This window comes from Rhizobium sp. 05N430, from assembly GCF_056396985.1.
The window spans coordinates 41007-53610 of the sequence record NZ_JBFTMO010000011.1; the positions used below are offsets into that span (position 1 = coordinate 41007).

At 61.7% G+C, this 12604-nt stretch carries 13 protein-coding genes; 3 read left to right on the forward strand and 10 right to left on the reverse strand.

What is annotated here, in order from left to right; genetic code table 11:
- Together AC1DJO_RS20735 and AC1DJO_RS20740 are read right to left on the reverse strand one after the other, a co-directional pair.
- Positions 1-732, reverse strand: a complete 732-nt coding sequence (locus tag AC1DJO_RS20735; RefSeq protein WP_477972785.1) for a TetR/AcrR family transcriptional regulator — start codon at positions 730-732, stop codon at positions 1-3.
- Positions 725-910, reverse strand: a complete 186-nt coding sequence (locus tag AC1DJO_RS20740) for a hypothetical protein (protein WP_477972787.1) — start codon at positions 908-910, stop codon at positions 725-727. Before AC1DJO_RS20740 ends, AC1DJO_RS20735 begins: the two co-directional genes overlap by 8 nt.
- Here AC1DJO_RS20740 and AC1DJO_RS20745 point away from each other — a divergent pair.
- On the forward strand, positions 909-2108 hold the full coding sequence (locus AC1DJO_RS20745) for a multidrug effflux MFS transporter (protein WP_477972789.1): 1200 nt from the start codon (positions 909-911) through the stop codon (positions 2106-2108). The genes AC1DJO_RS20740 and AC1DJO_RS20745 overlap by 2 nt on opposite strands.
- A gap of 115 nt (positions 2109-2223) precedes the next feature.
- The gene (locus AC1DJO_RS20750) at positions 2224-3522 is read left to right on the forward strand and encodes an MFS transporter (RefSeq protein ID WP_477972791.1); all 1299 of its coding nucleotides are present in this window, start codon (positions 2224-2226) and stop codon (positions 3520-3522) included.
- On the opposite strand, the gene AC1DJO_RS20755 is transcribed toward AC1DJO_RS20750, so the two are convergent.
- From AC1DJO_RS20755 to AC1DJO_RS20790, 8 genes are all read right to left on the reverse strand, one after another.
- Complete coding sequence (locus AC1DJO_RS20755; RefSeq protein ID WP_112388925.1) at positions 3512-4549, reverse strand: substrate-binding domain-containing protein; 1038 nt, start codon at positions 4547-4549, stop codon at positions 3512-3514. The genes AC1DJO_RS20750 and AC1DJO_RS20755 overlap by 11 nt on opposite strands.
- Positions 4550-4632: 83 nt before the next feature.
- Positions 4633-5388, reverse strand: coding sequence for a phosphodiesterase (locus tag AC1DJO_RS20760; RefSeq protein ID WP_477972793.1), 756 nt, complete (start codon positions 5386-5388; stop codon positions 4633-4635).
- Positions 5385-6206, reverse strand: a complete 822-nt coding sequence (locus AC1DJO_RS20765) for an inositol monophosphatase family protein (RefSeq protein WP_477972795.1) — start codon at positions 6204-6206, stop codon at positions 5385-5387. Before AC1DJO_RS20765 ends, AC1DJO_RS20760 begins: the two co-directional genes overlap by 4 nt.
- 15 nt (positions 6207-6221) lie before the next feature.
- On the reverse strand, positions 6222-7265 hold the full coding sequence (locus tag AC1DJO_RS20770) for a LacI family DNA-binding transcriptional regulator (protein WP_477972797.1): 1044 nt from the start codon (positions 7263-7265) through the stop codon (positions 6222-6224).
- A 9-nt stretch (positions 7266-7274) separates the two neighbouring features.
- Complete coding sequence (locus tag AC1DJO_RS20775; RefSeq protein ID WP_310290242.1) at positions 7275-8123, reverse strand: ABC transporter permease; 849 nt, start codon at positions 8121-8123, stop codon at positions 7275-7277.
- Positions 8120-8944 (reverse strand): ABC transporter permease, encoded by an 825-nt coding sequence (locus tag AC1DJO_RS20780; protein WP_112388929.1) that lies wholly within the window; start codon positions 8942-8944, stop codon positions 8120-8122. Before AC1DJO_RS20780 ends, AC1DJO_RS20775 begins: the two co-directional genes overlap by 4 nt.
- A 58-nt stretch (positions 8945-9002) precedes the next feature.
- The gene (locus tag AC1DJO_RS20785; protein WP_112388930.1) at positions 9003-10136 is read right to left on the reverse strand and encodes an ABC transporter substrate-binding protein; all 1134 of its coding nucleotides are present in this window, start codon (positions 10134-10136) and stop codon (positions 9003-9005) included.
- A 32-nt stretch (positions 10137-10168) separates the two neighbouring features.
- The gene (locus AC1DJO_RS20790) at positions 10169-11299 is read right to left on the reverse strand and encodes an ABC transporter ATP-binding protein (protein ID WP_477972799.1); all 1131 of its coding nucleotides are present in this window, start codon (positions 11297-11299) and stop codon (positions 10169-10171) included.
- Positions 11300-11517: 218 nt separating this feature from the next.
- Between AC1DJO_RS20790 and AC1DJO_RS20795 the strand changes: the two genes are divergently transcribed.
- Positions 11518-12597: a Gfo/Idh/MocA family protein gene (locus tag AC1DJO_RS20795; RefSeq protein ID WP_477972801.1), complete on the forward strand. Its 1080-nt coding sequence runs from the start codon at positions 11518-11520 to the stop codon at positions 12595-12597.
- Positions 12598-12604 lie beyond the last annotated feature (7 nt).

The following is a 12604-nucleotide window of genomic DNA, read 5'->3' on the forward strand; positions in this document are numbered from 1 at the left end:
TTAGCCGCTGACGGCCGCAAGTTGCGGCCGTTCGGCTAGCTTTTCGGTGCCGTAGGCACGAAGGAACGTCCGCACCGCGTTGCGTGCTGCGCTTTCGAGTTGTGATTCCGTCGGCAATTGTCCGAAGAGCAGCATCAATTGCAGATCGGCATTGCCGAGCGCCAGAAACTGGCGGGCTGCCACATCGAAATCATCGATCTTCAGAGCCCCTCCGGCACTCAGCCGCGCAAACAGCGCCCCGAGCGCCGAGATGATCCGGCCCGGCCCCTGCTGGCGCCAGGTCTCGAAGAGATGCGGATAGCGCTCGCCTTCGTTCTGGATCAGACGGCGCAGGAATTTTCCGTCCTGATTGCAGAAGCAGTTCTTGTTGATGCGAATTGAAAAGGCAACGAGATCGTCTTCCAGATTGTCGGCATTGACCGGGAAGGTCGAAAGCATCGAGAACAGCATCTGGTCCGCGCGGCTCATGACGTCCTCGACGACGGCGACGAACAGCGTTTCCTTCTCGCAGTAGTGATTATAGACAGTCTGTCGCGAGACATTGGCCTCGATGGCGATCTCGTCGACACTCGCTCCGGCGAAACCCTCGCGGCAGAAAACCTCGGCCGCGGCCTCCAGGATCGATGCACGCTTCTTGAACTGGCCGCGCTGGGTCGGTCCTTCGGATCGCTTTTCGGGTGTCGCGGAATTTTTCATATTCGTAAATGTAATGCGTCTTGACGTTTTAGACAATGCTGTCTAATTTTACACCAGTGTCCAAAATAATTGACATACCGATGCGTATTCGTTGAAGCTTCTCCCAAGGCGCCGACGGACCGCTCCGGACACCCAAATTGAACCCCTTCGAAAGCAAAGCGGTGGTGTGAATTTCCGCCTCTTCCGCTGCGTTTTTATGAAAGATCACCGCCATGAACGCTCCATTCTTTCGCACTGCGCTCATTCTCGGCCTGCTGTCGGCCATCGGGCCGTTTGCCATCGACATGTATCTGCCGGCGCTGCCGTCCATCGGGGCGGACCTTCACTCCGATAACAGCGTGACACAGCTGAGCCTGCTTGCCTTCTTCATCTCGTTTGCCCTGGCACAGCTTCTCTATGGGCCGCTGTCCGACATGTGGGGCAGAAAGCTGCCGCTCTATATTGGTATCAGCGTCTTCGTCGTCGCCAGTGTCGGCTGCGCGCTGGCACAGAATATCGAAACGCTGATCGCCTTCCGCTTTATCCAGGGCATCGGTGGTGCTGCCGGCATGGTCATTCCGCGCGCAGTCGTCCGCGACATGCATACCGGCGTCCAGGCCGCGCGGCTTATGTCGCTGCTGATGCTGGTTTTCTCGATCTCGCCGATCCTTGCGCCGCTGACCGGCAGCGCCGTCATCGCCTTTTACGGCTGGCGGGGCGTGTTCTGGGCCGTCACCATTGCGGCTTTCATCGGTATCCTTCTGCTGGCAACCCAGCTCGACGAAACGCGGCCTGCCCACCAGCGCAAGGAAAGCAGCATCGCCGGCGCCATGCGCGCCTACGGCATGCTTTTGCGCGACCGCAACTTCATAACGCTGACTTTCATCGGCGGCCTGGGCATCTCGAGCTTCCTCGTCTATCTCGCCAATTCACCCTTCGTGCTCATCGAGCATTACGGGCTGACGCCGACGCAATACAGCTTCGCCTTCTCGATCAACGCCGTGTCGTTCTTCGCCGTGTCGCAGGCAACCGGCTGGCTCGGTGAGAAGTTCGGCCTTGTCCGCGTTATGCGCATCGCCGTCACCTCCTACGCGCTTGTCATGATCGCCATGGTCGCCGTCATGGCGGCCGGCCTCGACCAGCTTCCTGTCATGGCGGTATTCCTGTTCGCCGGATACGGCTTCCTCGGCCTCGTCATTCCGACCAGCGCCGTCCTGGCGCTGGAGGATCACGGCGAGATCGCCGGCACCGCGTCGTCACTGATGGGCACACTGCATTTCGTCATCTCGGCGGTCGCCATGGTCTTCTCAAGCGTGGTTGCCGATGGCACCGCGCTGCCGATGGCCGGCGGTATCGCCATCTGTGCTTTCCTGGCTTTTGCCGTGACGCAGGCAACCATCGGCCGCCGTGCCGCGGTCGCGGCCGCCGAATGAACCATTGCCGCGACGCTCCGGCGGCGCGGCAGCACCGATATGTGCAACGTTCGATTGATAATCCCAGGCCGGGCCATAAGTACCTGCTGAGCAATATCATTTCGGAGAAGCAAGCATGGTCAGCGAACGGGAATTGATCTCCAAGATCACCTGGCGCCTGATGCCGTTCCTCGGCATCCTCTATCTCATCGCCTATATCGACCGRCAGAATGTCAGTTTCGCCAAGCTGCAGATGGTCGGCGATCTCGGCATGAGCGAATATGCCTATGGCCTCGGTGCCTCGCTGTTCTTCATCGGCTATTTCCTGTTCGAAGTTCCCAGCAACCTGTTTCTGAACAAGCTCGGCGCCCGCATCTGGTTCGCGCGCATTCTTGTTTCCTGGGGTATCGTCACCATCGCGCTCGCCTATACGCAGAACGCGACGATGTTCTACATCCTGCGCTTTCTGCTCGGCGTCTGCGAGGCGGGCTTCTTCCCGGGCGTGCTCTATCTACTGACGCTTTGGTTCCCGGCGGATTATCGCGGCCGCATGGTTGGTCTGTTCATGATCTTCAGTGCGCTGGCAAACGCCGTCGGCGCGCCGCTCGGCGGCATGCTGCTCGATCTCGATGGCCTCTATGGCTATGCGGGCTGGGAATGGGTGTTCCTGGCGACAGGCATTCCGGCCGTGATCGCCGGTATCGTCACCTTCTTTTACCTGCCGGGTAACCCGCAGACCGCGACGTTCCTGAGCAACGACGAAAAGAGCTGGCTGCAGAACCGGCTCGACAGCGAAAATGCCGGCATGGACAAGAATGCCGAGAACGGCTTCAAGGCGCTGATCGATCCGCGCGTGCTGTTGATGTCGCTCTGCTACGTGGCGTTCCCGCTGGCCGCCTATGGTCTCAGCTACTGGCTGCCGACCATCGTCCATGGTTTCGGCGTCACCAACACGGTCAACGGTTTCATCAATGTCATCCCGTGGATCCTGGTTGCGGTCGCGCTTTATGCCGTGCCTGCGATGGCCGACAAGGCGTCCTCGAAAACGCCCTATATCGTCATCCCGGCCTTTATCGGTGCGGCCTGCCTGCTGCTCTCGGCGCTGATCCCCAACAACACGCTGCAATTCGCCTTCCTATGCGTTGCCGCAGCCGGTATCTTTGCGCCGCAGCCGGTATTCTGGAGCCTGCCGTCGCGCTTCCTGAAGGGAGCGGGAGCTGCGGCAGGCCTCGCCGCGATTAACTCGGTCGGCAATCTCGGCGGCTTCGTGGCCCAGAACGTCGTGCCCTGGATCAAGGACAGCACGGGCAGCACGATCGCACCGATGATTTTCCTCGCGATCTGCCTGGCGGCAGGCGGTCTGCTCGTCTTCCTCGTGACGCAGCTGATCGCCCGCAAGGACCACGAGAATACGCAGGCTACGGTCAGGACGTGAGCGAGAACGCGTCACTTTCGCCGGGCACCAGCTCCAGTGGCCAGATCGTGTTGCGGGCTCCCTCCGGATAGGATTCCGCATAGGCCGGCATGGTCGCAAGCAGGGTCTCGGCGAGTTCGACGCCGAGATCGCGCAGCGACATGCGGAAGCAGGTCAGCGACGGCTGCAGGAACCGTCCGCGCGGCTCTTCGCGGAAGCCGATGATGGCGAGGTTGCGGCCGGGAATCACACCCGCTTCGACCAGCCGGCGATAGAGCCCGAATGCCATTAGCTCATAGATCAGGATGATGGCTGTCGGTTTGCTGTCGAGCAGCAAGAGCTCATGGCCCGCCTGATAGCCGCCCTGTTCGCTCGATTTCACCCGGATGACGAGGTTCGGATCGTATTTGATGCCATGCCGCTCCAGCGCCCGCCGGTAGGAATCGACGAAGATGTAGCCGAGGTTGATGTCGTTCGACGGTGCGGCGATAGCGATCTTGCGGTGACCCTTGGCAACAAGCCGGTCGACGGCCGACGTCGCGACGCCCTCGAAATCAAGGTCGATCCACGGGTAGTTGCCGCCCGACGAGCTGCGCCCGAGGCTGACAAAGGGGATCTTGGCCTTGACCARCAAATCGATGCGCTTGTCGATCCGCTGTGTTGCCGAGATGATCATTGCATCGACGACGCGGCGCGCCACCATGCGCTTCAGATATTCGTAGGGGTCTTCGTCATTGGGGCAGGGCAGCATGACGAGGTCGAGCTTGTGCCGTGCCAGGACGCTCTGCAGACCGCCGGTGACGCCGAGGAAGAAGTCGTCGCTATTTTCGACGGTCTCCTTGCTGGATTCGATCATCAAGCCGATCGCGTTGGTCGTTCCCTGACGCAGGCTGCGGCCGGACTGGTTGGCGACATAGCCAAGCTCCTCGGCGGCGGCGAGCACGCGCTTGCGGGTTTCCTCGTTCACATCGGGCTTGCCGTTCAGCGCGCGGGAAACCGTTCCGATCGAAATGTCGAGATGCTTTGCAAGTTGTCGGATCCCTTTCATATCAGGCGATCTTCCTCCTCGATCAAAGCCCGTAGAGCCCTCTTCTTGCCACAGGAAAACGTTTCCGGAAAGCGTTACCGCCGTCAATCGGCGAATTGGTGGATATGAATAATGAGCGAATCCGGGTCGGCGAGGATGATCGAATAGACAGGCGGCTCGAAGCAGTTCGTCGTCTTCGGTGAAACGAAGTCGAGCGCCGTCTGGTGGTTGGTACTGCGCAGGATGGTGAAAGGGATGCCCTGCCAGTTGCCGGTGATCAGCCGGTGCAGGTGGCCTGCAAAGATGTGGCGCACATTGCCATGGCTCTTCAGGAGATCGAAGAACGGCTCCGGTTCGGCAAGTCCGAAAAGGTCGAGGGCAGGCAGATGCACCTTGGCCGGCGGATGGTGCATGAAGAGATAGACCGGCCGGCCGCGGGCTTCGTCGAGCTTGTCCTTGAGCCAGGCCAGTCTAGCAGCGCAGAGCCTGCCGGTCACCTTGCCGTCGTCGAGTGTATCAAGCGTGATCACCCGGCCCTCGGGGAGATCGATCGCTGCCTGGGCAAAGCCGTTTTCGACCATCTGATCCGGGAAAGCTGCAGCAAAATTCTCCCGGATATCGTGATTGCCGAGCATCAGCCGGATGGTCAGCGGCGAGCGCTGAACGCGGGCCTTCAGGATTTCGTAGGTATCGGCGCCACCGGTCTCCGAAAGATCGCCTGATACGACGACGAGCGAGGCGTCCGGGTGAAACTGTTCGACGTCGGAAAGACACGCATCCATGCGGGCGGCCGGATCGAGTCCGAGCAATGTCTCACCGGCGGAAACCAGGTGGAAATCGGAAATGTGGATGAGCTTCATGCGGCAGCCTCGGCATTTGCAAGCGAATGGGCGATAAGCGAAAGCAGTTCGTCGCGCATCTGCGGCGCTGCGGCGATGACCGGGCCGCCGGTCAGCAGCGTTCCGCCTTCCCCCGGAAAGTCCGCGGTCCAGCCACCGGCTTCGCGGATCATCAATAGGCCGGCTGCGCAGTCCCAGGCGTTGATATGCGGCTCGTAATAGCCAGCCAGCCGCCCGCTGGCGACCTGCGCCAGCATGAGCGCACCCGAACCATTGCGGATGAACATGCCGCCCGCTTCCAGAAGCAGTTCGATGAAAGCGGACACCTGCCGGAGCGGAATGCGGAAATTGGCGCCGACGCCGAGCAGGCCAGTCGAGATGCTGCAGGTACCGGTCACTTGCATGGACCGCCCGTTGAGCTGCGCGCCTGCGCCTTGCTTGGCAGTGAATAGATCGCCTGTCGATGGCTGGCAGATCAGTCCGAGCACTGTCTCGGCGCCCTTCATGACGGCGATCGAGATGCACCACTGGTCCAGGCCGTTGACGAAACAGCTGGTGCCGTCGATCGGATCGACCACCCAGAGATAGCCCGATGGGCCTTCGCTCAGGCCCTCTTCCTCGCCGAGCACGCCATCATCGGCAAAGGCGGCGGCGATGCGTGTGCGGATCAGCGCTTCGACCGCCTTGTCGGCCTCGCTGACGATATCCTGGCCGTTGAGCTTCTGGCTGCTTTCCAGCGAAGCGAGGTCGGCAAAGTAGGCGAGCGCCTTTGCCGCGGCTTCGAGGATCACCTCCCGCGCCAGCACGAAGCGCGGATCATCAGGGAATTCGCAGAGCATGGGGATCTTTCTGGGTCAGGGAACGAAGCTGTCGCGGACGATCAGCTCCGGAATGACCCGCTCATAGGCGGGGGGAAGGTCGGGATTGGCCAGCCGTTTTTCCACCAGCTCGACAGCGCGCTGCGCCATGACGACAGGGTCCTGGCGGAAGGTCGTCAGCCGGTAGCTCAGCCAGGCGGCTTCGGGAACATCGTCGAAGCCGATGACGGCGACGTCTTCGGGGATGCGCAGGCCGAGTGTGGTGCGCACATAGTCCATCAGCCCGAAGGCGATCTGGTCGTTGGCGCAATAAACGGCGTCGGGATGGTCGTCCGGACGAGCGAAAAGCTGACTGGCGGCGGCGATGCCGCTGTCATAGTCGGAATCCTTGCCGCGGCCGATGGTGACAGTCGCCCCCAGCGCTTCGGCGGCGGTTTTGAAGGCGTTCTCGCGTTCGGCGATGCTCGAGGTCGCGGAGAAGGATGCGGCGACGGCAAGCTTCCGGCGGCCCTTTTCGAAGAAGGCGTTGGCCGCTTTTCGCGATGCTTCGGAGTTGCCGGCGCGCACGTGGTCGGCATCCGGCTCGGAGCGGCCGATCACCACCAGTGGCTGGCCGTTGCGATGCGCCAGCTCGACGAAATTGGCCGGCGGCGAGCCGGAGAGGATGATCGTCGCCTCGGCGCGGTGGCCGATCAGCATCTTCTGGGCGGCAAGCATTTCCTCCTCGGTCTGACCGGTGTTGATAAGGATCGGAATGCTGCCGCGCTGGATCAGCGCCTTCGACAGGGCTGCCGCAAGGTGGGCCCGGAAGCCGACTTCCGGCCGTGTCGCGACGATGCCGACAAGCCGGCTCTGGTTGGCAAGCACGCCGCGCGCCAGATCGTTGACCTGATAACCGAGCTCGTCGGCAGCCTTCAGCACCTTCTCGCGCGTCAGCGGTGCGACGCTGGCGCCCGGCGTGAAGGTGCGCGAGACCGCCGACCGCGAAACGCCGGCAAGCTGTGCCACTTGCTCGGCGCTGACGAAGCGCATCCGCTCCTTGCGCTGGTTCTTGGTGTCGTTGATCGGGCCGTCATTCATGACAATCTCTCAATGCCCCACGCGTGAAAGGACGTCTGCCTTCAGGAATCGCTCGACGATAAACATAAAGACCAAGGAAGGAATGAGCAGCAAGAGGGCAGTGATCGAGGCGATCTGATAATTACCGCCCGAACCTGCAGTATACAGCAGAAGCGGCAGCATGTTCACATCCGGTGCGCCGACGAAATAGCTTCCGGTAAATTCATCGAGACTTTCGAGGAAGACGAAGATGGCGCTGGCCATCAGGCCGGGTGCGGCGAGCGGCAAGGTGATATCCATGAAGGCACGCATGGCACTCGCGCCGGCCGAGCGCGCCGCCTGTTCCAGCTCCTCGTCGATCGCCGAGAAGGCGGCCGTGGCAATCCAGACGGCGTAGACCAGACCATGCGAGGCATGGACGAGAACGACGCCAAGGATCGTGCCATTGAGGCGGATCTCGTAGAAGATGCGGGCGACGTTCACATAGACTGTCAGGTTCGGAAACGCCTGAGGAATGAGGAAGGCCAGCAGGATCAGAGCCCGGAAAGGTAGTTTCAGCCGCGCCAGCGCGTAACCGGCAGGGATCGCCAGCAGCAGCGAAACGACGACGGTCAACACCGCGACGATGAGCGAATTGGTCAGCGATTCCAGCGCTCCGCCGCGCGGCGCGAACACCTTGGCCCAGCTGCTGAAGCCATATTGCAGCGGCAGGCTGTGCGGGAAGTACCATTTCTCGGCGACGGTCCAGAGCAGCAGGTTTGCCAGCGGCCCGAAGATGAAGAAGGCCATCAGGCCGAAGATGATGCCGCGCGGGATCCACCAGAGTGCAGAGAGCGGGCTCGCTTGCGATTGCGAAGGGGAAAGCGTGGCGAGGGTCATGCGCGCTCCTTCAGGCTCTGGCGCAGGTAGATCCAGGCGACCGACGAGGCGAGCACCAGCGAGACGAGGCCGAGGGCGTTGGCGACGCCATAATCACCATAGGCGTTGACGCGGAAGGCGATGTCGGCCGTCAGCATCGTCGGCGACTGCGCGTTGATCATCAGCGGTACCGAGAGAACGGACATCATGGTGACGAAAGACAGGATCAGGCCGACGGTCAGCGTCACCGACACCTGCGGCACCAAGATTTCGAAGAGCAGGCGCAGACGCGAAGCGCCGAGATTGCGGGCGGCCTCGATCGTATCGCGGTTGACCGAGGCCATGGCGCCGGCAACCAGCAGCGTCACGAACGGCGTCTGTTTCCAGACGAAGGCAATGACGATGCCGCGCCAGTCAAGATAGCTTTGGGCGTCGATCGGCGTCAGCAGCCCGAGGCTGATCAGCGTGCTGTTCATCAGCCCGCTCTTGGCAAGGAAGGTGCGCAGGATCTGGCCGACGACGATGAAGGGAATGAACATCGGCCAGCGATAGAGCCAGCGCAAAATGGCAACGGCGACCGGATGTTCGCCGAGCGTCAGATAGCCGCCGATGGCGATCGAGGCGAGGCCGATCAGGATGGTCGAGATGGTGATGATCACCACCGAAAAGATGATGTCCTTGGTGTAGAGATCGAAGGTCTTGTAGAAATTGTCCCAGCCGAACCCGCCGCCTTCGATACGAAAGGCGCCAACCGCCGACATCACCAGCGGCAGGATGAAGAGAAAGGCAATCACCGCAAGTGCCGGAAGCACGAGCAAGAGACCGAGCAGGCGTCTGGACATCGTTTGACCTCGCTTCGGAAAGATGCTCCCCGCCGTTTCCGGCAGGGAGCGGTTTGGCTTACTTCACAGACTGCTCGTAGGCTTCGAGGATCGCGGTGTTGTAAGGCGCGATCGGGAAAGGCTTGCCCTTGGTGGCGAGGTCTTCAGGCGTGATGTCGACGAACAGCTTGTTCCAGGTGGCGTCGTCGAGCTTCGGCTTGACGAACTGGGCGTCGATGCCCGGATACCAGTTGAACTTCTTCACGATGCCGTCGGCCTGAACTTCAGGGCTGGTGGCGAGCGCGATGAACTTCTCGGCGAGGTCCTTATGCGATGCCTTGGCCGGAACGACATAGTGCATTGGCTGGCCCGGCATGCCCGGAGCCGGCAGAACCAGCTTCAGTTCCGGCGGCAGCTGGCCATTGGCCTGCCAGGAGTAGAACATGTCGACCCAGACCGGACCCATCGCGATTTCGCCGCGCGACAGGAGGTCAAGCGTGCCGGCGTTGCCAGGCGTCAGCGTTGCGTTCTTGGTGAAGTCGGCGAGGCTCTTGAAGGCATCGCCCCACTTGGTGGTCTCGTCCTGCTTGAACGGGCCGGTCATCAGGTTGGCAGCATCGCCGCCGCCGAAGGCGTAGATCCAGCCCATGACGAAGCTGACGCCCGAAGCGCCGCCCTTGATGCCGTTATAGCCGAACTGCTTCGGATGTTCCTTGGCCCAAGCTGCGAGCTCGGTGTAGCTCTTTGGCGGGTTCGGAACGAGAGCCGGGTTGTATGCGATTGCCGTCTGGCTGTTGAACATCGGCATGACATAGCCGTCGACGTCGGAGCCGAGGGCGTTCTTGGCGTTGTCGCGCGAGACCAGCTTGCCGGTGTCGATCGCGCCGCGATACTTTTCGAGATAACCCTTCTGGACCATCGGGCCAGCGAACTTCTCGTGGACGACGGCAACGTCGATATCCCAGTTTGCCGTGTTGGCAGCCTGCTGGGCGTCGAAGCGCTCGAGGATTTTCTGTGAACCGGCGTCGCCGGGGCCGGTGCCGACGGCGCGAACCGTGTTGCCCGGATAGGCCTTTTCAAAAAGCGGTCCGAGATACTGGTTGATGTAATCGACCATGTTCTGGTCGCCAGCGGTCGCAACGGTCAGTTCTTCGGCCTTCAGCGGAAAGGCGGCGAGAGCGACGGCGAAAGCTGCATAGGTCAGTCTCTTCATGAGTATGTCTCCATGGGTTCAAAAAGATAAAGTCATGCGTGAGCTTTCCCGGCCGCGGACCGGGAAATGGCAATGGCCGGGGTGGACTCCGGCGAATTGAAAAGAAACAGCGCGTCCGGTCCGATATGGACCTGCACGCGGTCACCGGGCTCGAAGGCGCGTGGCGCATCGGCCATGATGTCGCGCTCGCCGAGCCTGACGGAATGGCGCCAATGGCCGCCTGGATAGCTGACGGCGGTCACCTCGCCCTCGAAGGTCATGCCGGGTGCCGCGATCGGCGTGTCCATCGGCAGCAGCTGGGCGGCTTCCGGCCGGAACCGCGCCTCGATGGCGCCGGGCGTAAGCTTGCGGCCGAGCAGCGGCACGCTGCCTGCGGCATTGGCAGGACCTGCGGCGATGTGGAAACTGTCGCCCTGCGGCACGCCTTCCAGCGGCAGCACGTTCTCGGCGCCCATGAAGGCAGCGACGAAGGCGGATGCCGGGCGGTTGTAGACATCCTCGGGCGTTCCCTGCTGGGCGATCTCTCCGGCATTGAGGATGACGATGCGATCGGCCATCACCATGGCCTCCTCGCGATCGTGGGTGACGTGGACGGCGGTGATGCCGAGGCGCTTCTGCAGCGCGCGCAGCTCGTGGCGGACCGTGAGGCGAATGCGGGCGTCGAGATTGGAAAGCGGCTCATCGAGCAGCAGGATCTCAGGGTCGATGGCCAATGCGCGGCCGAGGGCGACACGCTGGCGCTGGCCGCCTGACAGTGCCGCCGGTTTGCGCGCGCCAAGCCCGTCGAGGCCGAGCAGGCTCTGCATGGCGGCGACGCGCGTGGCGATCTCCGCCTTCGCAACGCCGCGCAGCTTCAGGCCGTAGCCGATATTCTGCGCAACCGTCATATGCGGCCAGAGCGCATAGGATTGGAAGACCAGTGCCATGCCGCGCTTGTCGGGCGGCAGGTGAGTAACGTCGCGATGGCGCACGGAAACCGTGCCGGAGGAGGGCGCGATGAAACCAGCCAGCACCCGCAGCAGCGTCGTCTTTCCACAGCCGGAAGAGCCGAGAAGGGCCACGAATTCGCCGCGCTGAATGCTGAGGTTGATATCGTTCAGAACCTTTGTGCTGCCATATCTGCAGGCAACAGAACTCAGTTCCAGAAACGCGTCCTGGTTCATCATGTCTCCTCCCATTGCACGGCTGTGCAATCCGATCTGGAGCTTAGTAGAATGTTTGCTTAACAGCCAGATGACACCCTCGATATTTCTGTGCTGCACTGCGGCGCAAATCTGCCTAAGGGCTCGCTTTCGCTGATGTTTTCCGCAGCATTTTTTCTAATTTATCGGCGTCTTGACAGCAGGAAACGTTTCCGAATAGTATCGTAAACGTTTACGGGATGCGTTTCCGGAGGAATACGGGAAGCGCGCCACGGGAGGAAATCGTGACATTGAATGCCGTTTTATGCGGGTGCGGAGCCATGTCGAAAGGCTGGCTGCGAGCGATCAAGGACACGCCGGCGCTTGCTGGTACTATCGAGGTCAAGGGCCTCGTGGACCTGAACCCTGCTGTCGCCGAAGCGCTCGCTGCCGAGTTCGGCTTGAGCGATGCTGTCATCGGCACCGACCTTGGCGATGTGATCAAGCAGGCGAAGGCCGACATCGTCTTCGACGTCGTCGTTCCCGCCGCCCGTTTCAATGTGGTCTCCACGGCCCTGAAGGCTGGTTGCCACGTGCTCAGTGAAAAGCCGATGGCGACCTCGCTTGCCGAAGGTGCCGCGCTGATCGATCTGGCCGCCGATACCGGCAAGATCCACGCCATCATCCAGAACCGCCGCTTCATCTCGGGCGTGCGCCGCATGCGCCGCTTCGTCGAGAGCGGGGCGATCGGCGATCTGACCGGCATCCATTGCGACTTCTTCATCGCCCCGCATTTCGGCGGCTTCCGCGAGGAGATGGACAATGTCCTTTTGCTCGATATGGCGATCCATACCTTCGACGCCGCCCGCTATGTGGCAGGCAAGAAGCCGCTGGCCGTCTATTGCGTCGAGAAGAACCCGAAGGGCTCGTGGTACCGTCATGGCGCCTCAGCCAATGCCACATTCGAATTCGCCGATGATGTGATCTTCACCTATCGCGGCTCGTGGTGCGCCGAAGGCGAGCGCACCAGCTGGGAAAGCGAGTGGCGGCTGGTCGGCTCGAAGGGCATGCTGACCTGGGACGGCGCGGAGAATTTCAGCGCCGCCGTTTCCGGCGCGGAGCCGGGCCTGCTTCATGGCTTCAGCGCTGTCGAGGTTCCGCAGCCCGAGCATGACGACGAGACGCATGGCCATGCCAGCGTGATCGCCAGTTTCGTTGAGGCCATCCGCTCCGGCAAGCGGCCGGAGACCGTCAGTTCCGACAATATCAGAAGTCTTGCCATGGTTTTCGGCGCCATTGAAAGCGCCAAAACAGGCAAGCGCATTGAAATTTCAGCATAGGGAATGA